Below are 25,015 nucleotides of genomic sequence, written 5' to 3'. Positions count from 1 at the left end.
CCGCGCATGATCCGCCTTGACCGCTGCGAAGGGGCGCCCGTATCTTCCGCCCATCGCTGGGACACTTGGCCGTGAGCCAAGCCAAAGCCCGGTGATCGAAGCGACTCGCTGGCGTGATCCTGCACTGGCACCTTGGAATTCATTGATCGATTCTTCGGTAGCTGCGGACAAATCGTACGGCACGGATTCGACGGATCGAATCTTGTGTGGCGGTGAAGGCGGCGAGAAACTGGCAAGCGTTCGGCAGGTCCCGGCAAGGAAGCAAGGGACCGCGTCGAACCGAATCGAGTGGCAATCCACTCACCCGAAAATCCACCGGCTCCCGGTCCCATAGCGCGTTATCCTCCGCCCCCCTAGGATCTCGTACTGGACCGGGGGCTTTTTTTTATGCGCCGGTCCTGCTCGATCGGTTTGTCGTACCACGCTCTCGGTCTGTGATGCCCCGTGGCCAAACGGCTGATTCAATGAACAAGCCTATAGGCTGGCGGTTGCGAGTGTGCCTCGCAGAAGCGGGAAGCTGACGCTTCCAGGCAGGCAAGCTGGAAGCTGACCCCACGTCGGGCAACGCATCAGCGACCGCGGTTACTGGTCTGTTTCTTCTTCGACGTTTTGTTCCTGCTTTGCATTCGCCGGCCCCAGGATAAAGCGATACCCCGCGTCGCGGATCGTCAGCAGGTGCACCGGTTGGCTGCTATCGGGTTCGATGATCTTGCGTAGCTGCGCGACGGTTTGGTCGACGGCGCGGGTTTGCAGATTCCCGCTGATCTCCCAGACTTCGCTCAGCAATTCGCTGCGGCTGATCACGCGGTCGGGGTTTTCCACGAAGTACCGCAGCAGCTTCAACTGTTTGGGTGTCATCGGCACCGACTTGCCCCCGACGGTGACTTCGTGATTGAGGAAGTGCGCCGAGACATCGCCGAACGCGATCTGTTCGATCGACTCGCGGATGCGGCGCGGCGACGCGTTTGCCGACGATGCCTGGGAGTGTTGGAGCAGGTTTTTCACCCGGCTGAGTAATTCATCCAGTTCGAACGGCTTGTTCATGTACTGATTGGCCCCCACGTCAAAACCCCGGGCGCGATCTTCGGCCAGCGTGCGGGCCGACAGCATCAGGACCGGGGTGGTGACGCCAGCGTCTCGGATCGTCTCGCAAACCGTGTAACCGCTCATCCCGGGCAGCATCAGATCCAAGACGATCAAATGAATCGGTTCGTTGGATGCATCGATCAAGCGTAACGCCGTCGGCCCATCTTCGACCAACGTGACACGATAGTTGTCGGCTTCAAGGTTGTACTTGATCCCGACCCCCAAGTGCTTTTCATCTTCGACGACAAGGATATGCGGGCGCATGGCGACAATAACTACGTGGAAACGAGAACGGGAAACGCGTCTGGTCGGGCGGCCATCCTGGTGCGGGGCATTTGGTGCCGTGTCATTCCGTCGGCACGTCCGAGACCGCTTGTTTCATTGTGACTTCAAAAACGGTTCCGGCGACCCCATCGATTTCACGTCGGCCGCGAATCCGCACGCTCGCCCCGACGGCTTTACTGACCGTCCGCACCAGGTAGAGCCCCAGGCCGGTGCCGGGCGTGCTGCGTTCAAGCTCGTTGCCCAGCCGCACAAAACGCCCGAAGATCTTGCGGCGTTTGTCGTACGGAATCCCCGCGCCGTTGTCGGTGATCGAGACGACCACTTGATCCTCTTTGCCTTCGACCGGGCGAATCGACACGATGACTTCGGGAGGCGAACCGCCGTACTTGATGGCATTGTCGATCAAGTTTCGAAACAGGATTTCCAGCTGCACCGATTGGCTGCGGATCGTCACCGGCGGGCAATCGATTCGAACCGTTTCGACCGGCAACCGGTAACGCATGCACGCCGCTTCGCCGCATTCGGCCAGTAATTGGTCAAGCCGGAACACCTCGTCGTCCTCGGGCTCGTTGCCGCGATCGATCCGCGCCGCATCGAGCAGGTGGTTGATCAGGGCGTCGAGTCGCTCGACGTCATCCAACATGATGCGATGGAAATCGCGTTGCTGCGACTCATCGACGCTGTGTCGCGACATGGTCTGCAGGTACAGCTTCAACGACGCGATCGGGCTTTTCAATTCATGGGTGACCGAGTCGATGAAATTGGATTGCCGTTGATTCAAGCGGACGGCTTTGATAGTCAGCGTCAGGTAGACGATCACGCCGGCCAGGATGCTCAGCAGCAACAGGCTGCCCAGAATAAACAGCGTCCAGAACAGCCCGCTGCGTTCGGATCCGATGAAGCTGGAGATCGCCCAGATCGCACCGAGGATCACGACCAGGACGATCAGGACGACGCCCAGTGTGACGGGCGCCCGCAGGGAACGACGTTCGAGCATGTCTAGTCGGAAAGGGGGAGCGGAGAAGAAACCGGAGTCGCGGGCCAGTTTAACGCCCGACGTCTTTGTGCTAACCGCACCCCATTTCGGGGAGCCGCAAAAAGTCTGTGCACGTGTTCATTCAAGGCCGATTTTGAACCGACAAAGACGACGAGGATCCGCCAGTTTGACCGACGCCGAAGCGACCCATCTTAAAAAATCAAGATTCGGTCCGCTTTTTTGGTTTTCTGACCATGACGGAACTTAGGTTCCCGGCAATAATCGGATTAAGTGAATTTAGTTTCCACTAGGCGGGAAATGAAGAGAGGGATCTATGAATAGCCACGTCCAGGTCATCCGGTTTTCAGAAGCGACCATCCGCCAGGTCAGGCTCGATTGCAATCGTGCCATGATCCGCGCTCGCTTTTGCCCCCAACGCAGCGAGATCTTGCAGTTGCGTTGCATCGACAACCGCGCCGAGACGGAGACCGAGTTCGGTAACCAACTCTGGTACTTCGAGGGCGTCGGGGTCGACGAACTGGATCGCCGTCACCGCGTCTATGGAGTCGTGGAGTACTCGACTCAATTCGGCTTGAACGAGTTGGTCGAAGACGGGGTGTTCACGACGGAGAACCAGCGTGAGCGGTTTCGCAGCCTGTATGAGCGCGAAGTCCAACGCCCGGACTGGCGTCACCCGGGGCACCGTTTGTTGGCTGCCGCCGTGATCGCCGTATCCGTCGTTTGGCTGGGCTATCTGATGATCAGCTCGGTTTCCGGATAAACGTCCGCGACGCGGCGCCTCGCTAGTGCGGGTCGTTGTCGGGGCACCCGGGCGGATTTCAAGACCCGGCGTTATACTGGTCGGCACGCCGCCACTCATTGAAGATCCGCCGTGCCAGACCCCATCGTTGATGTCCATCAGCTGCGAAAAACGTATCGCAGTCTGTCGCTGACCGGACGCCGCCGCATCGATGCCGTTCGCGGCGTTTCGCTGCAAGCTTTTCCGGGCGAGGTGTTCGGCTTGCTCGGCCCCAACGGCGCCGGGAAGACGACCCTGATCAAAATGCTGTTGGGCGTGGTCAAACCCTCCGGCGGCCATGCCCGATTGCTCGGGCAACCGATCGGCAGCTCCGCCGCCCGCTCGCGCGTCGGTTATCTGCCGGAATCGTTACGCGTCGATCGCCATCACTCGGCGCGATCGGCGCTCCGTTACTACGGCCGAATGAGTGGCATGACCGCGGCCGAAATCCACTCGCGCAGCGACGAGTTGCTGAAACTGGTCGGGCTCGAAGGACGTGATCGCGAGTCGGTCCGTCGGTTCAGCAAGGGAATGTACCAGCGTCTCGGACTCGCCCAGGCGCTGCTGCATGACCCCGATCTGCTGGTCCTGGATGAACCGACCGACGGGCTCGATCCGGTCGGCCGCAACGAAGTCCGCAAAGTGATCGATCGGTTGCGTGACAGCGGCAAGACGATTTTCCTCAACAGCCACATCCTGCAGGAAGTGGAGATGGTTTGCACGCGAGTGGCGATCCTGGCCAAGGGCGAAATCAAAGCGATCGGACCGATCGATGAACTGGCGCACCGCGACCAACAAAAGCTGATCGTCGAAGTGCCCGGCGACGTCGAACCGGATTGGCAGGCGATCTTCGGCGACTCCATCACGGTCGACATCGAATCGACCCGAGTTCGCGAGGCGTTCCGTTTGTCGATCGCGGTCGTTGACCAGGATCAGATCAATGCGATCGTGGACCAACTGCGGCGAAACGATCAATCGATCGCTCGATTGGAAGTGCGTCGTGAGTCCTTGGAGGAAACGTTCATGCGTCTGGTGGGAACGGACTCAGTCGAGGAGGTTGTCGGCGAGGAGGCTGCCGGCGAGGAGGTGCTGTCATGATCAAACCTTATTTGGCCGTGATCGCGGACTCGTTTCATTCGGCACTTTCGTCGCGGATCCTCTGGATCGCGATGGTGGCGATTTGGATCTTCTTGGCCGCGCTGGCACCGATCGGATACCACGAGGATTATACGACGACGTTTCGTTGGTTCGACTTGGACAACGGGACGCAGATGAAGGCGATGCTCGCGCGGGGGCTGGTCGATCCCGAGGAATCAGAAACGGCCCTGGGGCGACTTGCCCGTACCTTTCCCGAAGACATCAAACGGAAGCTTCGCCAGGTCGCCCGCGGCGAAGACGTTCGGATCGACAAGGGGGCGCTGGCCGATTCTCTCAACGAGTCCCTGGACAACGAAGACTGGTACGATGCCGAAGCGTGGCGAACGACGGTCCGGCTGCGCGAGCTTCGCGAGTTGGACGAGATCCCGGACGATGAAATCAGTGAACCGGAACGTCGCCGACGGGCGCGGTTGCGGATCGAAGCGGCGTTGCCGGGCGTCTTCACCGCGATGTCGGCGCGGTCCATCACCCTGTCCTACGCGGGCTTCGACTTTCCGGCCTTCTTTCTGATCGGCAAAGAACAATTCGTTTCGCTGATCAATCAGTTTGTCGTCCCGATCATGATGGATTGGTTGCTCGGTTTTGCGTTGATCTTTCTAGGCATCTTGGTCACCGCGTCGATCATTCCCGACATGCTGCAACCGGGATCGTTGCACCTGTTGTTGAGCAAGCCGATCTCGCGAACGATGTTGCTGTTGTCAAAGTTCATCGGCGGTTGTGCGTTCGTCTTTCTCTGCGTCAGCCAATTGGTGATCGGCCTGTGGTTGATCTCCGGCTTTCGGCTGGACATTTGGAACGCGCGGGTGTTGTGGTGCATCCCGGTGGCGGTGTTTTTGTTTGCGGTGTTCTTCAGTGTCTCCTTGCTCGCCGGGCTGCGCTGGCGCTCTCCGATTCTGTCGATCGGTGTGACCTGCATGTTCGGCGCCTTCGTGTTGGTGATCGGACTGATCGGCGGATACTTTGACGCACTCGTTCGCGCACCCGACCGTATCTCGCAGCTGTCCTTTGATGGTCAAGACATCGTGATCGCGACGCGTGGCGGCGAACTGAAGCGGTTCGACAGCGAATCGAATCAATGGGCCGATGTAATCGAAGGCGATTTCCGACGCCGTGATTTGATCGTGCCTCCGGTTCGCATCGCCCCCGGAAAGATCGCGACGGCGCGCATCCGGGGTGGCCGATTCAATCTGTACGGCAGCGGATCGCTGGACTTGTTGGTGCTCGATCGGTCCAAGGACTGGAAGCCCAACCCGGGATTGCGACTGCCCAACGGCACGCGTCGATTGCTGGTTGTCGGCAACCGCCTGATCGCATTGAACAACACCGGGCTGATGGCGACGACCATTCAGCAAGTGTTAGACGAATCGGGGATCGAGGATGACGAACCGGACCAAACGTCCGACGATCGAACCACTGACTCGGGCACTGATTCCGAAGCGGAAGACGGATCGCCGGACATCGAGGTGTCCAACATCGGGGTCACGGCTTGGATCACCGACTTGATTCGAATGCAGGGCGGTGCGACCGAAGCCTTTCGCGTGATCTTGCCCAAGGGAGTCACGCTGACCGATCCGGTGCGACTGGATGTGCTTCCCGATGGCCGGTCGCTGGTCGTTTACGCCCGCGGACGGTTGATGCGACTGGAGTTGCCCGGTGGCGGCGGCGGTGGTGGCGGTGACGACGCGCAAGGGGCGACGGCGACGTTGGCCGCGGATCTGATGTTGGACGACAATGACGCGGCGCGGGCGACGATGGCGGCGGCGGGCCGGTCGGTGTTGCTTGCCCGTGACGACGAGCCGGTCCGTTGGTACCAGGCCGACTCGCTGGCGTTGTTGGCCGAGTTCCCCTCGCCGGACGACCAGACGGTCGTGGCCGCAGAGGGATTGGGGGCGACCGATCGATTCGCTTTGCTGACGACCGACGGCAGCGTCCGGGTCGCGACGCGCAGCGGAGATCGGGTGGAGTGGGTCACCCTGCCTCAGAGCGAAGTGACGGCCATCAAGTACGACCAGCAATCCGGTCGGCTGGCGATCGCGCACCACATCGATTCGATCGACTTTGCCGCAATCGGCCCCGACGCCACAGCCTCCGTGACGATCGAACGGGCCGTTCGCCCCTCCCTGACCAGTTGGCGGAGTGTTGATCGATACGTCATCACGCCGTTGCGAACGCTGACACCGCAGACGGGGGAATTGAGCCAGACCGTCGCGGCGTTGGTGAGCGGTAAGACGTCCTTCGCGATCGGCGACGTGGCCAACGACGAGCAGGAGGTGGTGCAGCTGAAAATCGTTCGCCCGGTCGTCAGTTGCAGCCTGTTCTTGGCCGTTATGCTAACGCTTTCGTGCGTTTACTTCGCACGACGCGATTTTTAACGCCCTGTCGTTGAAGCTCGGACTGTTGACGTGAAGTTTGGTTATTATATCGACCTTCCAGTTCTCTACCCGCTAGACATCAATCCCACCATGAAACTCACCCGCCTGGTCTTTGCTGCCGCGATCGCAGCCTTCGTCACGATGCCACCGGTCACACAGGCCGAATCTCCCGATGCCTTCCAGCCGCTGTTCAACGGCGAGAACCTGGAGGGCTGGCACGGGCGTCCCCATTTCAGCCCGATCAAGTTGGCCGAAATGTCCGAGGAAGAGCGCAGCGCAAAGCTGGCCGAGTGGCAAGCCGATGCCGAAAAGCACTGGCGCGTCGAAAACGGTGAACTGGTCAACGACGGACACGGCGCTTACCTGGTCACCAATCAAGACTACCGTGACTATGAGTTGTATCTGGAGTACAAGACCGTCCCGCTGGCCGACAGCGGAATCTATTTGAAGGGAACCCCGCAAGTTCAAATCTGGGACTCCACCGAAACCGCCAAGTTCAAACTTGGTGCCGACAAGGGAAGCGGTGGGCTTTGGAATAACAGCGCGGGTGCCCCGGGCAAAGATCCGTTGGTCCATGCCGACAAACCATTCGGCCAGTGGAACTCGGTTCGCGTTCTGCAGATCGGTGCGCGGACGACGGTTTGGCTGAACGATCAGATGGTCGTCGACCATGCGATCATGGAGAATTTTTGGGACCGCCAATCGCCGCTGTTTGTCAGCGGTCCGATCGAATTGCAAACGCACGGCGGTGAGATTCGTTGGCGAAACCTGAAAATCAGAGAACTGAGCACCCAAGAGGCCAACAATACGCTTGCGGCAAAAAACGCCAATCAGTTCGAATCGATTTTCAACGGCAGCGATCTGACCGGCTGGGTCGGAGCGACCGACAACTATGAAGTCGTCGACGGAGCGATCGGTTGCAAAAAAGGCAAGGGCGGAAACTTGTTGACCGAAAACGAGTACGCCAACTTCGTCGCACGACTCGAATTCCGCTTGCCGCCCGGCGGCAACAACGGACTGGCGATTCGCGCACCGCTGGAAGGCAACCCGGCCTACCAGGCGATGTGTGAGTTGCAAGTGCTCGACAACACGCATCCTAAGTATGCCAAGCTGGACGAACGCCAATACCACGGTTCGGCCTATGGCATGGCGGCGGCGACACGAGGATTCTTGCGTCCGGTCGGCGAGTGGAATTTTCAAGAGGTTACCGTCGATGGCAGCACCATCACGGTCGAACTCAATGGCACCGTGATCTTGAAGACGGACCTGTCGCAGATCACCGACTACATGGCCGACAGCGCCCATCCGGGCAAGGACCGAAAGAAGGGACACTTCGGATTCGCCGGTCACGGTGACGCGGTCCAGTTCCGTGGACTCTCGATCCGCGAGCTGTAAGCCCGATCGTCACGACCGACACGTCAGCGAGGGGCGCCGCGTGGCCCCTTGCTCGCGCATGCGGGCTTAGATCGACAGGCCGCTCGGGCCGTTCCGCGAACTTCTTCTGTGTCAAACGAGAGGGCATGGGCCGGCCGTTGCGCGGCGGCCTTGCCACCGTTGTGAATCAGGCGTCCAAGTGGTAGACTCTCTGGCTTGCGCGAACCCGTGATTTACCGGGATTTCCGCGGTTTTCTACCTCTCCGCTAGGACACCACGTGGCAGACGAAAACGACGAAAACGGCCAAGACGAAGAGAACGGTTCGGGGGGGGCGACGGAGCCTCAGGGTGACGGCGAGAATGGCGGTCGCACCGGTGGTGATATCGGGGGCGAGGGCGCCCTGCGGATGATCGATCTGCCGATCGAAGACGAATTGCGAGAGAGCTATCTGACGTACGCGATGAGCGTGATCGTCAGCCGTGCCCTGCCGGACGTCCGCGACGGGCTCAAGCCCAGCCAACGGCGGATTCTGGTCGCCATGAATGACCTGAACCTCGGCCCGGGTAGCAAGCGGGTCAAATGCGCCAAGATCTCTGGCGACACGTCGGGTAACTATCACCCCCACGGTGAATCGGTGATCTATCCGACGCTCGTTCGCATGGCCCAAGAATGGAACATGCGTTCGTTGTTGATCGACAAACAGGGGAACTTCGGATCGATCGCCGGGCTGCCTCCGGCGGCGATGCGGTACACCGAAGCCCGCTTGTCGGCCGTCGCCGCGGCGATGCTGGATGACCTGAAACTGGACACGGTCGATTTCATCCCGACCTATGACGAGGCGCGGACCGAACCGACCGTCTTGCCCAGCAAGTACCCGAACCTGTTGATCAACGGGTCCGGCGGGATCGCGGTCGGGATGGCGACCAGCATTCCGCCACACAACCCGACCGAAATCTGCGACGCGGTCATCAAACTGATCGACGAACCGGAAACCACGATCGACGAACTGTGCGAAATCGTTCCCGGCCCGGACTTCCCCACCGGCGGAATCATCTGCGGTCGCGCCGGGATCCGTCGCGGTTACAAGACCGGACGCAGCACGATCATCGTCCGCGCCAAATGTCGCATCGAGGAGATGAAAGGCAACCGGCACCGCATCATCGTGTCGGAGATTCCTTATCAACAGTATCGTGACCGGGTCGTCGAGCGGATCGCCGGATTGGTCAACAACGACCGCATCAAAGGCATCTCAGGAATCCGCGACGAATCGGACCTCAAGGAACCCGTGCGTTTGGTGATCGAACTCAAACGCAACGAAGATCCCGATGTCATCCTGAACCAGCTGTATCAATTCTCGCCACTGCAAGACACGATCTCGATGATCTTCTTGGCGCTTGTCGACGGCAAGCCGCGCGAATTGACGCTCAAGGAGATGCTGCAGGAATTCATCCGCCACCGCATCACCGTGATTCGGCGACGAACCCAATTCCTGCTGGCCAAGGCACGGCGACGAAAACACACCGTCGAAGGCCTGTTGTTGGCATTGGCCAATATCGACGAAATCATCAAAACGATTCGCACCAGCCGGACACAACCGGAAGCCAAGCAACGTTTGATGGGCATCGAATGTCCTGCATCGATGATGCAACGGGCGCTCGGCGACGAAGGCTTTCGTCAATTCCAACTCGAACGCGGCGAGTCGGACACCTACACCCTGACCAGTGTCCAGACCGACGAAATCTTAAAGATGCGGCTGGGGCAATTGGTCAACTTGGAACAGGAAAAGTTGACCGACGAGCACAAGCAATTGCTCGAAGAGATCACCGACTACCTGGATATCCTGGGCAGCCAGGCACGGGTCTACGGCATCATCAAGGAAGATCTGGAAGAGATGAAGCGGCGATTCGGTTCGCCCCGCCGTACCCAGATCAGCAACGAAGAACTCGGCAACATCGACCTGGAAGATCTGATCACCGAAGAGACGATGGTCGTTTCGATCAGCCACGAAGGCTACATCAAACGCACGCCGTCGAGTGTCTACAACACCCAGCGGCGCGGCGGCAAGGGACTCAAGGGTGCCAAAACGGACACCGAAGACCCGATCGAACATCTGTTCGTCGCCAGCACCCACGCCTACCTGCTGTTTTTGACCACGACCGGGAAAGTCCGCTGGCAAAAGGTCTATGACCTGCCCCAATTGCCGCGTGACGCCAAGGGCCGCGCGATCGTCAACCTGCTGTCGCTCGAAGAGGGCGAAAAGATCGCTTCCTGTTTGGCCGTCCGTGACTTCAACCAGGAAGGCTACTATGTCGTGATGGCGACCCGCAGCGGCTTGGTCAAGAAAACGCCGCTGGAGCAATACAGTCGCCCCAAACGCGGCGGCATCATCGCGATCAAACTGCGCGAAGGCGACGAACTGGTTTCTGCCAATGTGATCGGCCCCGGCGACGAAGTGATCCTGGTCACCGCGTCCGGGATGGCGATCCGATTTAAAGAATCCGATGCCCGCCCGATGGGACGAAACACCTCCGGCGTCAAAGGCATCTCGTTGGTCGGTGATGACACCGTCGTCGGCATGGTCGTCGCCGAACCGGAGGCGACGTTGTTGACCGTTTGTGAAAACGGCTACGGGAAACGGACGCCATTTGGACCTAACGCGATCGTCGATGACGGTGCCGAAGAAACCGAAGCCGAAAACGGTTCCTCGTCAGCCCGCTATCGAACCCAGCGTCGTGGCGGCAAAGGACTACGCGATATCAAGACCAGCAGCCGAAACGGCAAGGTCATCGCCATCGCACGTGTCGATGATAACGACGAAGTCTTTCTGATGACCGGCAAGGGAAAGCTGCAACGCATCGCCGCTCGTGACATCAGCGTGATCGGACGCAACACCCAGGGCGTTCGCATCATGAGCGTCGACGCCGACGACACATTGATCGCCGCGGTCCGCATCCCGCCAGAAGAAGAAGCCGAAGAAGGCGAAGTGGTTTCTGGACCGACCTCCCCGCAGCCCGCCGCGGTCGCCACCGAATCGGTCGAGTCCGAAGGGATGACCGAAGACGTCGACGCTGCCCCTGAACCAGCTGGACCTGAACCAACCGGCGAGGACGAATCGTCCGACGACGCCAACGAGTGATCGTTGGCGCGGGGCCTGCGGCGGCTCTGAAATCGCTCGCAGGAACCCGAATGGCAACGCTGTGAAGCACTTTTTAGCGGTAGGCCGCGCGCCCAATACCACTCAATCGACAAGGTTTTGACCAGCGCCGGGCCCGTAGACTCGCGCCAAACGGCTGATGTTCCTTTGATATCAGCCGGTTCGCGCCAGCGTCCGGGCACCTCATTGCTGTTAACTTCGTGGTATTGGCTCAACGCCAGTACTCGGAGGGGATCGCAGCGACAACCGTCTGACGCGATCAATCGATTCCGCCGCACGCTCGAAATAGCTTGAGCGCATCGACGGTCGGTTTGACATCGTGGACACGGATGATGTCGGCCCCGGCTGCGGCCACCGCGAGCGACACGCCGAGGGTCGCGGCGGTTCGATCGGCGGTTTTATCGCCCAGCAGTTTCCCGATGAAGCCTTTGCGTGAATGACCGATCAGGATCGGTGCATCCAGTTCGCAAAACCGGGCGGTCCGCTGCAGCAGATGCACGTTGTGGTCATGCGTTTTCCCGAACCCGATTCCCGGGTCCAGGCAGATGCGTTCCCGCCGCAATCCCGCAGCCAGACAATACTCCATCCGCTGTCGCAGGTACTGGTAAATCTCTTCGACCACGTCGCCGTAGGTGGGATCGTTCTGCATTGTCTGCGGTGTGCCTTTCATGTGCATGACACAGACGCCGACTTGGGCATCGGCGGCCAGGGCTGCCATCGCCGCATCGCCTTCTAGCCCGGTGACATCATTGATGATCTCCGCACCGGCATCGATCGCGGACTTGGCCACTGCGGCTTTACTCGTGTCGATGCTGATCGGAATCGACAGTTGTCCGGCCAGCCCTGCGATGACCGGCAACACGCGATCGAGTTCTTCGTCGGCGGCAACCGGATCGCTGTAGGGGCGCGTGCTCTCGCCACCGATGTCGATGATGTCCGCCCCATCGGTCTGCATTTGCAACGCCAACTCGATCGCAGCGCGGGGATCATTGTGTCGTCCGCCGTCGGAAAAACTGTCCGGCGTCACGTTCAGGATTCCCATCACCAGCGGCCGATGTTCGAACGTCAAGACACGCTGACCGATGTCCCAAACCTTGGTCGATCGGGTTTGGCTCTCTGGCACGACTGGATACTTCCGACGAGAAAGGGGCGGGGGGGCTGCAGTAGCATTAAACGAACGTGTGTCGCAGCACTACCAGCGCGATTCCATTTGGGAAACGATCCGACGGGCGAGTTGATCGATGGCTTCTTGGTTGGCCGTATCGATCGACTGACCGGCTTCGGGGACAAATCGAACGCTTTGGCTGAACCCCGTGCTGTCGCTATCGATGCTGGCCAAGCTGTTTTGCATCAACCGACGCCCATCGCGTGCCGTCCAGGTGGCTCCGACCGTGATCGCGCTATCGAGTGCTCGCGGGTCGTCACTGCTGGTTTCGGTCAGCACGACTTTTGACTGAGCGGTGATGTTGCAGCGCAGGACCGAATCGGCGTTCGGATTGCTGACGACTTTGTAAGGCGTCCGTCGTTCGACTTCCTTGACCAAGGCGTCGGTCAATTGGGGACCCAAGTCATGGCGAAACGATTCGTTGCGAACGACCGGGATATGAACCGTGCGAATGTCACGCGGATAAAGCGCCGCGGCTCCGAATTGGTACGCCGAACATCCGCCCAAAAGCATCGTTACCCAAACCACCAATAAGGTGTCCGAAACCGTTTTCAGCAACCGTTGGTGTCTAGCCTTTAGGCGATTCCCGGTCGCTGCTGTGCAGCGAGGGTTGGCGGCTAAAGCCTGCACACCAACGCGTCTGCCCGTGGTTTCTTTTTTGGTCAACCGTTGGTGTCTAGCCTTGAGGCGATTCCCGGTCGCTGCTGTGCAGCGAGGGTTGGCGGCTGAAGCCTGCACACCGACGCGTTTGTCCGTGCTTTCTTTTTTGGTCAACCGTTGGTGTCTAGCCTTGAGGCGATTCCCGGTCGCTGCTGTGCAGCGAGGGTTGGCGGCTAAAGCCTGCACACCAACGCGTCTGCCCGTGCTTGCTTTTTTGGTCAACCGTTGGTGTCTAGCCTTTAGGCGATTCCCGGTCGCTGCTGTGCAGCGAGAGTGGGCGGCTAAAGCCTGCACACCAACGCGTTTGCCCGTGCTTGCTTTTTTGGTCAACCGTTGGTGTCTAGCCTTTAGGCGATTCCCGGTCGCTGCTGCGCAGCGAGGGTTGGCGGCTAAAGCCTGCACACCAACACGTCTGCCCGTGCTTTCTTTTTTGGTCAACCGTTGGTGTCTAGCCTTGAGGCGATTCCCGGTCGCTGCTGTGCAGCGAGGGTTGGCGGCTAAAGCCTGCACACCAACACGTCTGCCCGTGCTTTCTTTTTTGGTCAACCGTTGGTGTCTAGCCTTGAGGGGATTCCCGGTCGCTGCTGTGCAGCAAGGGTTGGCGGCTGAAGCCTGCACACCAACGCGTCTGCCCGTGCCGTTCTGTTGGGGCGGGATGGGGTTGGTTGGAGTGTCCATCGGGGAGGGTGCCTTTAGCGAAGCAGCTTTTTGCCGGTCGTTTCGGAGGGAGTTTCCGTGGGAGACTCGGCCGGAGTTTCATCGCTGGTTTGCAGGGAGTCGACGGTGATCAGCGGTGTCGATCGTTTGGACGAGGGGAACGCCTTGGCGATGGCGCGAATGGCGACGTTCTGCGTCGGTGTCGCGGGCAGTTTCTCGATCTCGGCCAGCACCTCGCGGGCCCGATCGGCTTGGGGCGTGGTGGGATGATCACGCAGGATCTTGCGATACAACTGCGCCGCGGCGCCGAACTCTTTCTTGCGTTCGCGATACTTGGCGCGGAAGGCCAGCTTCTCGGCTTTGTGGTAGGCGATTTCCGCCGCCGCGCGGGCGAGCAGTTGGTTGTACTTTTCCTCACGCAATTCGCTGGGGAAGCGACGCCGGGTTTGTTTGACCAACTCGTCGGCTTCGTCCAACACCAGTTCGCTGTACTCCGGTCCGCCGTAGATTTCCAGCTTGCAACGAATTCCCAACAGGTGAGCTAAGAACAGGTGGTCGCTGTCGGTGAATGTCTCGCGCAGGTCCGTCAGGAATTCATCGGCTTTTTCGTACTGCTCGTTGCGAATGTGCTCTGCCGCGGCCGCCATCGTGGCGTCATCGGCGAGTTTCCCGGTGGGATCATCGTAACGGATTTGGTCCAGAACCCTGATCGCGTGTCCGTCGGCATCACGCAGCGGTCGCGTGGTGTCGAAGAAGTTGAGTGAGTACCAGGCGTCGCTGCCGGATTTGGAAACGTCGATCCAGTACTTGCTGATCGAAAACAATCTGGCTGCGGCGCGATCCCCGTGACGGTTGCGGGGAAAGTCCTTTTGCAGTTTTTCGAAGGCGTCGCGTGCGCCGTTGAGATCGTTGGCAAAGAACAACGACTCGCCCTGCATGAACAGAGCGTCTTGGTGCAATCCCGATCCCGGCGCTTCCTTGCCGGCGCTTTCGAACAACTCGGCCGCTTCGGCGAACATGCCGGTGCGGGTCGCCTTGGGAGCCCGTGCGGCTTGTCGGAACAGTTCGTCACCGCGGCGGTAGTACTCTTTCGCACGCGGGATGTCTTCGTGCTTTTTACCGGTGACGTAGCCGACCAGCCGATTGGTGCTGGGCAATCCCAGTTTGCCGCCGGCGTTGGTGACCGGGTTGGAAGCCACGCGAGGGGTTTCCTCCGCCTGCACCGGCTCGGGCGGCTCCGTTTCGCTGGTCGCGACCGAGCGAAACGGCAGCTTGGGAAGCCAACTGCGCGACGCCGAGGCGCCGGAGGTTTGGCATCCGGTCGTGGTTGCCAGCAACGTGCCTGCCAACAGGCTTGCGCCTAAACTCGGCCGCAACACCCAACGGGCGAGGCGACGGGATCGGTCCATTTGTTGATTCTTTTTATTCATTCCACCGGTTCCATCCGGGCGGGCAGGTAAGGTTGCATTTTCGGAATCGAGCCGAGGATTGTTTGGATATATCGGCTGATCAAGCCACGCATCTCCCGATAAACCTCCGAGGGAACTTCGATCGGCAGCCGCGTGTGGGGTGCAAGCAAACGCTCCAGGTGTTCAATCGTTCCGCGGCTGACCGTCAGCAGGCTGTGTTGACGCGAGCGGCAATCGCGACACACGACGCCGCCGGCGATCGGTGCGAACGCGACCCGTGGGGTTCCGCTGACGGGGCCACCGCAGTCGACACAGCCGCGGGTCGAAGGCGCATGGCCGAGCAATCGCAGCGCCGCGGTGTCAAAACCGAGCAGCGCCAGTGCGGTATTGCCCGTCCCGTCGATCTGCCCGAGCGCGCTGAGCGTCAGGTCGTAGAGCCCGGGGTGGGGATCGTGATTGTCCGTCAACAGTCGAAGCATTTCGGCGATATAGTATCCGGCATAAACGCGATCCAACGACTTTTCCGCTCCGCGAAAACGACGCTGGAGCTTTGCCTCGGTCAACAAATCGAGCGCATCGGAGGATTTCCGAATCAGCACTACACGACAGACGGCCAACAGGTCAAGCGAACCTTCGAAGGAACTCTTGGGACGGCGAGCGCCTTTGGCCAGCGCGGAGACCTGTCCAAAATCACGGGTCAGCAGGGTGACGACCAGGCTGGTTTCGCTGAATTCGATCGTCCGCAGGACCACCGCCGTGGTTTGCTCGGCGGCCATTTACAGCTCGTCTTCTTCTTCGCCCAGCTCGCCGAGCGTTGCCAGCAATTCGCTCATTTCGGCCGCGGCGTGCCCATCGCCTTGGGCTCGCGCCTGGTCGATTCCATTCCGCAGACGCGTCCGCGCCTCATCGACGCGTCCCAAATCAACGAGTTGCTGGGCGGCCATAAAAAAAGCCGGCACGTAGGGGGGCGTGTCGCGCGTCAGTTCGTCGAGCTTCTCCAGGCTGCTCGGGTGATCCCCCTCGGTCCGCAATTCCATCGCCAAGCTATAGCGCAAAAACGTATCGGTGGGGTCTTCCTGGAGCATCGCCAAAATCTTTTCTTTGCGTGACACGCCTATAGCTCCTTGGTCCACCGCTGGCCGCGCTGTGTGTTTTCAAATTGAAGTGAAGTGAGTTGTTCTTTCAGCACCGAGTGTTCGCCGTTGATCGCCGTTTCGACGCGGAAGACACAGCGGGTCGCCATCGACTGGATCAGTGCGGCGACGAGAAAGGTTTCGGCCGAAGTCAATTCGCCCGGCGTTTCGGTGACGGACAAATCCAAGATCGCCTCGGAGCAGCTCATCACTTGGGCTTCGGGGTCACTCAACCACAACCGGACGTTGGCCAGACGATCCCCGTTGCGATGGTTGATCAATTGATGGTGTTCGATGTCCATGTGGGCCATCGCCGACGCGTAACGACCTTGTTGGGGAACCACCGCGGACCGTTCGGCTCGCGTGGTGCGCCGAAACTGCATCATTTCGCGGCTGACGGGCGGGCGATAGGGTGCCGTGGTGACCACCATCCGTTGGAAACTGTTTTCCGGTGAGTACCCATGACGACTCAACAACGAGGCGGCGCGAACATCGACATCCGGGATCCCGATGCCGTGACCGATGGGCGCCAAGCCGACATAGCCACATTGCTGATCCCGCATCGGACCTGCCAAAATGGAGTGACACCGTTCTTGTCGGATCCGTTTCTCGGCCGCCTTCAGCAGGTCGTCACAGCATTTCAGTCCCGCGTGGGTGAAACAGATCGCCGAAAGGATCGCGACGTCACCGGCCGGCATGCCCGACCATTCATCACCATGGTCCCCGGGGCGGCTGAAATGGCACCAGGCCTCGACGCGGCCGTCGATGGTCGCGACCAATAGATCTTTGGGCGAGAAAAAGGCGCGCGACAAGATCGCGCGCTCGATGATGGTCGAGCTGATCGGCGGCGGCGACTGGGCGGCCGTCCAATGCTCGCTCCAGACCCTGGCCAGCCCGGGTAAATCGGCATTGCAAAAGTCGCGTACTTCGCTCATGGGGGGCAACGCTGCCTCGTGGGGGAGTTGTCTGCCGGAGGCAATATGCGGTTGGAAAGGAGGGCGGGAAGTGAGATGCTAAAGCGCAACGGGCAGCGGAACAGTGTCCGCCAGACTATCATTGCCAAGCATACCGCCTGCACACGAAAAACGTTACCGGCGTTCACGACACATGGCTGCAGAAATTAGCGTGACCGACTCCTTCGACGACCGCGGAGGTCCTCCTCGCCCCTTGCTACCGGTAGACCGACGGGTCAAGCAGGGGGGGTGGCTGTTTTTGCTTTCGCTGTTCGTTTTTTTCGGCGCCACGTTGCTGCTCTATGCCATTTACGCGGTCTCACGAAGCGACGATCCGCTGAAACTGGTGCCGCTTCCCAAGACCTTTCTGGTCAGCACGGTTTGCCTGATCGTGATCAGTTTTCTGGTCCACGCGGCGACGCGGACGGTGCGTCGCGATCGGTTTCACGCGACGGCTTGGTTGCTGGGGATCAGCACCGCCGCGGCGGTGATCTTTACCGTCATCCAGTGCCTTGCGATGACCGAAATCCTGCTCGGACCGGCGACCTTTGAAGGACCCGGTCGCGGTGTGGCGGGGATGGTCGTGGTGCTGGCCGTCTTGCATGCACTGCACGTGCTGGGGGGCATCATCGCGCTCGGCATCGTTACCACCCGATCGGGGATCGGGATGTACGACCACGAACGACACTGGCCGGTCGATTTCGCCGCCCATTACTGGCACTTTCTCGATCTCGTCTGGGTCTGCATGATCGTCACGTTCTGGCTGACCACGGGCGGATTCGGGTTCTAGTGCTCCGTCAACTTTTAGATTGAGGGTGCCGCGGAAAAGGGGTCAGGTACCAAAAATGCGAAGCACCCGTTGGGCCATTTGGTTTTTGGTACCTGACCCCTTTTCCGCTCGATAAACGCAACCCCAAATTCCAATCTGGACCGAGCACTAGACTTCATCTTTACGCCGATCCCGTCGGTCCCTTAGACTCCGGCGGCAAACGGTCAAACGGATGCCGCAGCACCGACACGAGCCAAAGGATGGGCTAAATGTATCGCTGGTTACTCTGCTTTCGTTATCTCAAAACACGCTACATCGCACTGGCGTCGATCATCAGTGTCACCCTGGGCGTGGCGACGTTGATCGTCGTCAACAGCGTGATGAGCGGATTCTCGACCGAAATGCACGAGCGGCTGCACGGTCTGGCATCGGATGTCATGATCGAATGCCATGCCACCGGCGGCATGCCCGATCCCGACGCGCACTTGCGCGAGATCGAGCGGATCTGTGGGCCGGCACTGGTCGGGTCCTCGGTCAGCGTCAGCGTCCCGTCGATGTTGGGGATCGACTTCCGCGGCCAGCAAATCGGCCGGCACGTCAATTTGATCGGACTCGATCCGGCAACCTATGACAGTGTCAGCGACTTCGGCAAATACCTGCTGCATCCGGAAAATCAAGAATCGGCCAGCTTTGAACTGCGCGAATCGGGCTATGCCCCCGACCGCAAGGAACTCGCCGCGGCCGGTTGGCGGCACCGCCGTGACCGTGTCAGCGAAGAACGCCGCATCGAGAAAATGGTCGCCCAAGAGCGAAAGATGATGGCCGAGTTGCATCGCAAGGCGAGTGGCCAAAGCGAGCCGGCCGAACAAGACGACGCCGCTGCAAGCGCCGCCAAGGGACCGTCCTTCGGACCCTCGTTCTCCCAGCAGTTGATGTCCGGTTCCGATGGCCAGCTGGTGGCCGCCGTGGATCCGATGACCGAACAGTTTCCCGGCATCATCTTGGGGATCTCAACCTGCAGCGTCCGCCACCGCGACGAGGCCGGCGAGGTCAAGGACCACTACTACGCCCAACCGGGCGACGACGTTCGCATGATCTTTCCCAACGCCGCGGGTGAAACGAAAGTCATCAACCAGAAGTTCACCGTCGTCGACTTGTATGAATCCGGGATGAGCGAATACGACAGCACGTTCGCATTCGTCCGCTTGGATCAACTGCAAGAATTTCGCGGCATGATCGATCCGGAGACCGGTGTCCGCAGCGTCACCACGATTCAATTAAAACTCGCCGAAGGCACCGACCTGAACGTCATTCGCGACGCACTGCGCGATCGCTTTCCGCCCGAATTGTACGCCTACAACATCCAGACCTGGCGCGACCTGCAAGGCCCGCTGTTGTCTGCGGTGCGACTGGAGACCACGATCTTGAACATCTTGCTGTTCCTGATCATCGCCGTCGCCGGTTTCGGAATCTTGGCCACGTTCTTCATGATCGTGGTTGAAAAAACACGTGACATCGGAACGCTCAAAGCATTGGGAGCGTCCGGCCGCGGTGTCAGCAGCATCTTCATGACCTACGGGCTGTTGCTCGGATTCGTGGGCAGCGGCGCCGGGTTGATCGGTGGGCTCGTGTTCGTGCACTACATCAACGACATCGCCGAGTTGCTGGAGATGTTTACCGGCCAAGAAGTGTTCGATCCGACGGTTTATTACTTCACCGAAATCCCCACGATCGTGCATCCCTTCACACTGGTCTGGGTGATGTGCGGTGCCGTCGGCATCGCCGTGATGGCCAGCGTGTTGCCGGCCATGCGGGCGGCGCGAATGCACCCCGTTCAAGCGCTGCGTTTCGAATGAGCGAAAAAGGTGTCCGACACCTTTTTGATAGTTTGTCGAATTTGCGTTGCCTTCACTCTCTTTCCTTGCCTTGAGACCGTTTGATGCCCACCCCTATCGTTCTGACCGCGCGCGGATTGAAAAAGAGCTACCACAAGGACCGCATCGATGTCCCCGTCTTGCGGGGCGTGGATCTGGAAGTCCGACAGGGTCTGGTCACGGCATTGGTCGGCCGCAGTGGCAGCGGCAAGAGTACCCTGATGCACTTGTTGGCGACGCTGGACCGGCCTGACGAAGGCGAAGTTTTCTTTCGGGGCAATCGAATCGATAACGCCCCACGCGCCGTCCGCGATCGCTATCGCAATCACGAAATCGGCATCATCTTTCAGTTCTACCATCTGTTGCCCGAACTCTCGGCGATCGAGAACGTGCTCGCCCCGGCCATGATCGGGCAGAGCGTTTGGAGCTACTTCAAATCGCGATCAGAAAATCGTCGCCGTGCCGAAGCGATGCTCGATCGCGTCGGATTGCTGCATCGCGCCAAGCACCGTCCAAGTGAAATGAGCGGTGGAGAGATGCAACGGGTCGCGATCGCCCGAGCGCTGATGACCGATCCGAAGTTGTTGTTGGCCGACGAGCCGACGGGCAACTTGGACACCGAGACCGGTCAAGAGATTTTGCGTCTGTTGGCCGATCTGAAAGAACGCGACAACCTGACGATCCTGATGATCACCCACGACGACGAGATCGCCGCCTCGGCCGATGTCTGTTGGCGGATGCAAGACGGTTTGATTCACAGCGAACCTGGCGTCGAGGAGACGCCGGCCTTCGCCACTCACGCCGCGTAGCACGGAGTGCCTTCCAGCGGGGGAACGCTTGTTGGTGGAATCGGATCACACGTGGAATCGGATCACACGTGGGATGAGCCGTATCGCGCGAGCGTACGGGCGTCGATCTCCCAGTAAACTCACCGGCGCCAGTAGGCTCGCGCCAAACGGCTGATTGAATCGACATACCGGTCAACGAGCGGGGCGTGGGGAACTCAGCGCCGACACGCGCCACTGGCTGACGCCACGTGCTGGCGTCACTGGCTGACGCCACGAGCTGGCGTCACGAGCTGGCGTCAGGCGACGGAGCGATACAGCAGTTCGGCGTTGGTTTTGTCCAGCGGCACGGGGTTGAAGGTACCGGTCCATTGCTTGAGCGCTTCTTCGACAAAGCTCTCGATCCCACTGGCGGGGATTTTCAGCGCATTCAAGCTGGTCGCCAAGTCAGCCTGTTCCAGCCAGCGGGTGACCATCGATGCGAGCCGATCGGGCGCCTCCGATTCGGTCACCGTCGGATCCACGTCACGCAACAGTTCGGCATACCAGTCGGGATGCTGCTGGCCGTTGAGCCGGATGACGGCGGGCAACATCAGCCCGACCGCCTGGCCGTGGGTGATGTCGTGCCGTGCGGTCAGTGGGTTGGCGGTCGCATGGGCGGCACCGAGCATCGAAGTTTCGATTGCCATCCCGGCGAAACAGGCACCGAGTTGCATTTGGCTGCGGGCGTCGATGTCGTCGGGGGCTTCCAGTACGCGCGAAAACCCTTCGGCCAGTAACCCAAAGGCACGGCGCGAATAGGTGATCGACATCGGATTGCGCCGATTGGTGACATAGGTTTCGATCGCGTGCGAGATCGCGTCGATGCCCGTCAACGCCGTCACGTTGCGGGGCAGGGTCAGCGTCAGTTCCGGATCGAGCAACGCGACCTTGCACGCGGCCTTGGGATCACCGCAAGCCATTTTGACGTGCGTGTCGGTGTCGCTGATCAGGGCAAACGATTGTGCCTCGCTACCGGTGCCGCTGGTCGTCGGCACGGCGATCATCGGCAACATGTCCGCCGTCGCTTTACCAACGCCGTGGTAATCGTGAATCGAGCCGCCACCGGAATACACGAAATTGATCCCTTTGCAACAATCCATGCTGCTGCCGCCGCCCAGCCCGATCAACAGGTCCGGTTTCACTTCGGCCGCCTTGGCGACACCGGCATCGACCATCGCGCAGGTCGGATTTTCGGCGAAGTCATGAAACGATTCCACGTGCAGTCCCGCCGCATGCAGGTAATCGACGGCGTGGCCAAAGTGGCCGGCATCGACCAAGCCGGAGTCGCTGACGACCAACACACATTTGGGCCGAAACCCTGCCGCCAGCTCACCGATCCGTGAAAAGACGCCTTGCCCAAAAACAATGCGGGTGCGTGTGGTGGCGTCAAAGGGTGTCAGTTTGGTCATCGATCTCAGGCGAATCGGCGAAAGGGCGGCAAAAAACGACTCGAAGGATTTTAGACGATCGGGTAACCCCGGCGCCGCGTCAACTTCAAGGTTTTCGGTTTGTGGCTGTCGAAGGAGCCCAACGATGGCAGCGCGGACCCACGGATTTTCGGCATCCCGTCATCGAAAGGATGCCTTTTTCCGGGTCAGCCCCGCCAATGCTGAACCCGCCAAGGGAAACCCGCCAGCGCTAAATCTGATAGTTGGCGTGCTCGTCCACCGAGTCGGCGGAGACACCGCCGCGAACCCGCAACGACGGTTGCTCAAGCACCACGGTGGTGTTGGGTGAGACGCTGCGGGTGATCCACACGCTCGATCCGATCACGGAATCGTGCCCCACCACCGTACGACCGCCCAGGATGGTCGCGTTGGCATAAACCACCACACCGTCCTCGATCGTCGGATGCCGTTTTTGGCCGCGAATCAATTCGCCGCTGTCATCCGTCTTGAAACTCAGGGCACCCAACGTCACCCCTTGATAGAGCTTGACGTGGTTCCCGATCTGACAGGTTTCGCCGACGACGACACCGGTTCCGTGATCGATGAAAAAGTACTCGCCGATCGTGGCACCGGGATGAATGTCGATTCCCGTTTGCTTGTGCGCCCACTCGGTCATCATCCGCGGGATAAAGGGCACGTCCAATCGCACCAGTTCGTGGGCGATCCGATAGACCGTGATCGCTTCAATGCCGGGATAACAGAAAACGACTTCATCGGTCGTCTGGCAGGCCGGGTCGCCTTCGTAGGCTGCTTGAACATCGGTGGCCAAGGTCTTGCGCAACGACGGGATCCGCTCCAGCAATTCGATCGCCATGGTCTGGCCCTTGGCTTCGAAATCCGTCTCGCTCTCGCAGTCGTTGTGCTTGTTGCGGACGCGATCTTCGTGACGCAATGCCCGAGCGATCTGTGTCGTCAGCTGGTCGTGCAGCGAATCGATCGTGCTGCCGACGTGGTAAGCGATGTTGCCGGCATGCAATCCGACCTTGCGCCGATAGCCCGGGTAAAGGATGTCCTTGATGTCCAACAGGATCGCAATGATCGCTTCATAACTGGGAAGCGCACAATGGCCGAGGTGATTGATCGCATCATCGGGCGTGTAAGTCGCGACAATACGTTCAGTCAAGCGCGGCAGCTGTTCTTTTAATCGGACGTCGGATGCCACAACAATGTCTCGAAGGTGCTTGGAATCGAAGGGGCCACGCCAATGGGTCAGGAGGACCCGCGGTGACGCATGGTTCGCAATCTGGTTCGCGACAATCTCGCTGGACCCACGAGGCGGTACGTTAGCGGATGTCTCGGGCGGAATCGACCGGGCAGGTCCCGATCGTCGCACGACCACCGCCGCGTTCCTGCGACCGGTTGCCTACGAATCGTTGACGATTCATTGCCCCTGCCGTCATTGCCCAGGCCGTCCTGGCCCGAGCGTCCTCACCGGAACGCCATTGCCGGCGCTTTATTGTAGGGTCGTGAACCAATTTGGCGACTGCCGCGACCCCGCGCGGCGTCTCTCGACCCGTGCGGTCGGGCGTTTCAACCGGGTTTCGCGGCAAGCTCGCCGGCCGCCCGGACGCTCAATCGACGTCGATTGAGCGGTCTTGTTCGGGCAGCCAACCGTTGGTGTCCAGCCCGCTGCCTAGCGACCGATCGTCGGCGGATCGTTCAGCAAAAAGTCGCGGGGGCCTCGCACGGTGTAGTACGGATAGGCCGTTTGACCGGTCGGAGGACCGGGGGTGAACGTCTGCGTCGCGTTGGCGCGATTGCCCAACATTCCCGATCCCAGATGCGAGCTGTAGTCGAGCCCGCCCTGCTGCCAGCCGAGTTTGCCAGGCACACATCCGGTTCGACAGCCGGTGCCGCACGAATTGCAGCCGCCGACATTCATCTTGCCGAGCAAGCCGGTGCCGCTGGAGCAAGCGCCCGAGCCGCAGGCACCGGTCGAGCAACCTTTGCGTGTTTGATTGTGTAAACATCCGGTGCTTACCATGAGCAAACCGGCCAACGATCCAATCCATAGCCAACGGTTCATCGCCGAGTCCTTTTGGGCATCTTGCTTGTGTGGCTGCGCCAAAGTCACGAAACATGATTCGAGATCTGACGACGCCCTCTGATGTGTTTGACCAGATTCGCAGGCCGCTCCGGTGATCCATCCACGGATGCTTCACCCTTGCCGCCCACAGCGGGATTATCTGGCACACGTCTTCCATCGACGTTGCGATCGGCTCGGTGCACACAATCCCTGCGACCCGTACCAGGGTTTCAAAATCGCAAACGAACAAAACCCGTAAATTACCCAGGTGTTGCTAGCAATCTGAGATGCGGTGCCTGGACACCTGCGAAAACCGCCCGAAGGCCATCGTGGTTTCGAGTCTGTCTTGTGTCGCAGGGGACAAATCTGGTAGCCACGACCGGCCACTTGATTCCTTGAACCCCAGCAAGATTGATGAAACTGTCACTCAGGATGACCGTGATCGCCTCGGCACTGCTGCTCGCGATTGCCGGACTCGCTCCCAGCGTCGCGGCACAAACCGGCATCACCAACACTGCGATCGTTGCGCCGACTCAAGGGGCGGCGCTGGATGATTACCTGATCAGCCGTCTGCGCGCGACCACTGACGATCAACGCTATTACGTTCGCGAGATCGTCAAGCTGGTCGACCAGAACAAGCTGGAGAAACGGTTGGTGTTGGCGTTGGAGCGTTACGCACGCCGCAAGAGCCCGTATTTTCCGCTGCCCGTGTATGAGCGGGCGCTGCGTGTCGAAGCGGCCAAGCGGGGCGTCGCGGTGCCGACGCTCAAAGAGATCGTGGCCCGCAACGGGGCCTCGGCAGCCCGCGCGATCCGCGACTCGCGTTATCGGTAATCGCGGAAGCCGCGGTACCTCGAGCGAGGCCTAAACGACAAACCCTCTCCTCGCT

The 25,015-nt window shown here is 60.1% G+C and carries 20 protein-coding genes; 9 read left to right on the top strand and 11 right to left on the bottom strand.

Annotation, left to right across the window (positions count from 1 at the left end; translation table 11 throughout):
• Positions 1-582: 582 nt before the first annotated feature.
• Both TBK1r_RS16270 and TBK1r_RS16265 read right to left on the bottom strand, forming a co-directional pair.
• A complete protein-coding gene (locus TBK1r_RS16270; protein WP_145212674.1) occupies positions 583-1,350 on the bottom strand; it encodes a response regulator transcription factor in 768 nt (255 codons plus the stop codon).
• An 82-nt stretch (positions 1,351-1,432) separates the two neighbouring features.
• Positions 1,433-2,368 carry a sensor histidine kinase gene (locus TBK1r_RS16265; RefSeq protein WP_145212671.1) on the bottom strand — a complete coding sequence of 312 codons (936 nt, stop codon included), beginning with the start codon at positions 2,366-2,368 and terminating at the stop codon, positions 1,433-1,435.
• Positions 2,369-2,681: 313 nt separating this feature from the next.
• On the opposite strand from TBK1r_RS16265, the gene TBK1r_RS16260 reads away from it, so the two are divergent.
• From TBK1r_RS16260 to gyrA, 5 genes are all read left to right on the top strand, one after another.
• The gene (locus TBK1r_RS16260; RefSeq protein ID WP_145212668.1) at positions 2,682-3,128 is read left to right on the top strand and encodes a hypothetical protein; all 447 of its coding nucleotides are present in this window, start codon (positions 2,682-2,684) and stop codon (positions 3,126-3,128) included.
• Between the two features lie 111 nt (positions 3,129-3,239).
• Complete coding sequence (locus TBK1r_RS16255) at positions 3,240-4,244, top strand: ABC transporter ATP-binding protein (protein WP_145212665.1); 1,005 nt, start codon at positions 3,240-3,242, stop codon at positions 4,242-4,244.
• The gene (locus TBK1r_RS16250; RefSeq protein ID WP_145212662.1) at positions 4,241-6,676 is read left to right on the top strand and encodes an ABC transporter permease; all 2,436 of its coding nucleotides are present in this window, start codon (positions 4,241-4,243) and stop codon (positions 6,674-6,676) included. The genes TBK1r_RS16255 and TBK1r_RS16250 overlap by 4 nt, the downstream gene beginning before the upstream one ends.
• 90 nt (positions 6,677-6,766) lie before the next feature.
• A complete protein-coding gene (locus tag TBK1r_RS16245) occupies positions 6,767-8,071 on the top strand; it encodes a 3-keto-disaccharide hydrolase (protein ID WP_145212659.1) in 1,305 nt (434 codons plus the stop codon).
• A gap of 386 nt (positions 8,072-8,457) precedes the next feature.
• Positions 8,458-11,187, top strand: a complete 2,730-nt coding sequence (gyrA, locus tag TBK1r_RS16240; protein WP_473772520.1) for a DNA gyrase subunit A — start codon at positions 8,458-8,460, stop codon at positions 11,185-11,187.
• Between the two features lie 277 nt (positions 11,188-11,464).
• Here gyrA and folP read toward each other — a convergent pair whose 3' ends face one another.
• The 6 genes from folP to TBK1r_RS16210 form a co-directional block, all read right to left on the bottom strand.
• On the bottom strand, positions 11,465-12,328 hold the full coding sequence (folP, locus tag TBK1r_RS16235) for a dihydropteroate synthase (RefSeq protein WP_473772514.1): 864 nt from the start codon (positions 12,326-12,328) through the stop codon (positions 11,465-11,467).
• 69 nt (positions 12,329-12,397) lie between these two features.
• Entirely contained in the window at positions 12,398-12,898 is a 501-nt protein-coding gene (gene lptE / locus TBK1r_RS16230) for an LPS assembly lipoprotein LptE (RefSeq protein WP_419581411.1), read from the bottom strand.
• 824 nt (positions 12,899-13,722) lie between these two features.
• The gene (locus TBK1r_RS16225; RefSeq protein ID WP_419581410.1) at positions 13,723-15,117 is read right to left on the bottom strand and encodes a tetratricopeptide repeat protein; all 1,395 of its coding nucleotides are present in this window, start codon (positions 15,115-15,117) and stop codon (positions 13,723-13,725) included.
• Positions 15,114-15,872 carry a DNA repair protein RecO gene (recO, locus tag TBK1r_RS16220; protein ID WP_145212656.1) on the bottom strand — a complete coding sequence of 253 codons (759 nt, stop codon included), beginning with the start codon at positions 15,870-15,872 and terminating at the stop codon, positions 15,114-15,116. The genes TBK1r_RS16225 and recO overlap by 4 nt, the downstream gene beginning before the upstream one ends.
• Positions 15,873-16,208 carry a hypothetical protein gene (locus TBK1r_RS16215; protein WP_145212653.1) on the bottom strand — a complete coding sequence of 112 codons (336 nt, stop codon included), beginning with the start codon at positions 16,206-16,208 and terminating at the stop codon, positions 15,873-15,875.
• 2 nt (positions 16,209-16,210) lie between these two features.
• Entirely contained in the window at positions 16,211-17,164 is a 954-nt protein-coding gene (locus TBK1r_RS16210; protein ID WP_145212650.1) for a hypothetical protein, read from the bottom strand.
• A 172-nt stretch (positions 17,165-17,336) separates the two neighbouring features.
• Here TBK1r_RS16210 and TBK1r_RS16205 point away from each other — a divergent pair, with 172 nt between their 5' ends.
• The 3 genes from TBK1r_RS16205 (at position 17,337) to TBK1r_RS16195 (ending at position 20,634) form a co-directional block, all read left to right on the top strand.
• Positions 17,337-17,972, top strand: coding sequence for a cytochrome c oxidase subunit 3 (locus TBK1r_RS16205; protein ID WP_145212647.1), 636 nt, complete (start codon positions 17,337-17,339; stop codon positions 17,970-17,972).
• Positions 17,973-18,220: 248 nt separating this feature from the next.
• Positions 18,221-19,807, top strand: coding sequence for an ABC transporter permease (locus tag TBK1r_RS16200; protein WP_145212644.1), 1,587 nt, complete (start codon positions 18,221-18,223; stop codon positions 19,805-19,807).
• Positions 19,808-19,890: 83 nt separating this feature from the next.
• Positions 19,891-20,634 carry an ABC transporter ATP-binding protein gene (locus TBK1r_RS16195; protein ID WP_419581409.1) on the top strand — a complete coding sequence of 248 codons (744 nt, stop codon included), beginning with the start codon at positions 19,891-19,893 and terminating at the stop codon, positions 20,632-20,634.
• A 275-nt stretch (positions 20,635-20,909) separates the two neighbouring features.
• Here the strand turns inward: TBK1r_RS16195 and TBK1r_RS16190 are convergent, their stop codons facing one another.
• The 3 genes from TBK1r_RS16190 to TBK1r_RS16180 form a co-directional block, all read right to left on the bottom strand.
• A complete protein-coding gene (locus tag TBK1r_RS16190) occupies positions 20,910-22,052 on the bottom strand; it encodes an iron-containing alcohol dehydrogenase (protein WP_145222688.1) in 1,143 nt (380 codons plus the stop codon).
• Positions 22,053-22,290: 238 nt separating this feature from the next.
• Entirely contained in the window at positions 22,291-23,262 is a 972-nt protein-coding gene (epsC, locus tag TBK1r_RS16185; RefSeq protein ID WP_095738117.1) for a serine O-acetyltransferase EpsC, read from the bottom strand.
• A gap of 471 nt (positions 23,263-23,733) precedes the next feature.
• A complete protein-coding gene (locus TBK1r_RS16180; RefSeq protein ID WP_145212637.1) occupies positions 23,734-24,126 on the bottom strand; it encodes a hypothetical protein in 393 nt (130 codons plus the stop codon).
• Positions 24,127-24,540: 414 nt separating this feature from the next.
• On the opposite strand from TBK1r_RS16180, the gene TBK1r_RS16175 reads away from it, so the two are divergent.
• Positions 24,541-24,960 carry a hypothetical protein gene (locus tag TBK1r_RS16175; RefSeq protein ID WP_419581408.1) on the top strand — a complete coding sequence of 140 codons (420 nt, stop codon included), beginning with the start codon at positions 24,541-24,543 and terminating at the stop codon, positions 24,958-24,960.
• Positions 24,961-25,015: the final 55 nt, after the last annotated feature.

The sequence above is a fragment of the Stieleria magnilauensis genome (assembly GCA_007753675.1).
In the GTDB taxonomy this organism is placed as follows: Bacteria; Planctomycetota; Planctomycetia; order Pirellulales; family Pirellulaceae; genus Stieleria; species Stieleria magnilauensis.
The sequence above is the reverse complement of the archived record's forward strand: the minus strand, read 5'-3'. Positions and strand labels throughout refer to the sequence as shown.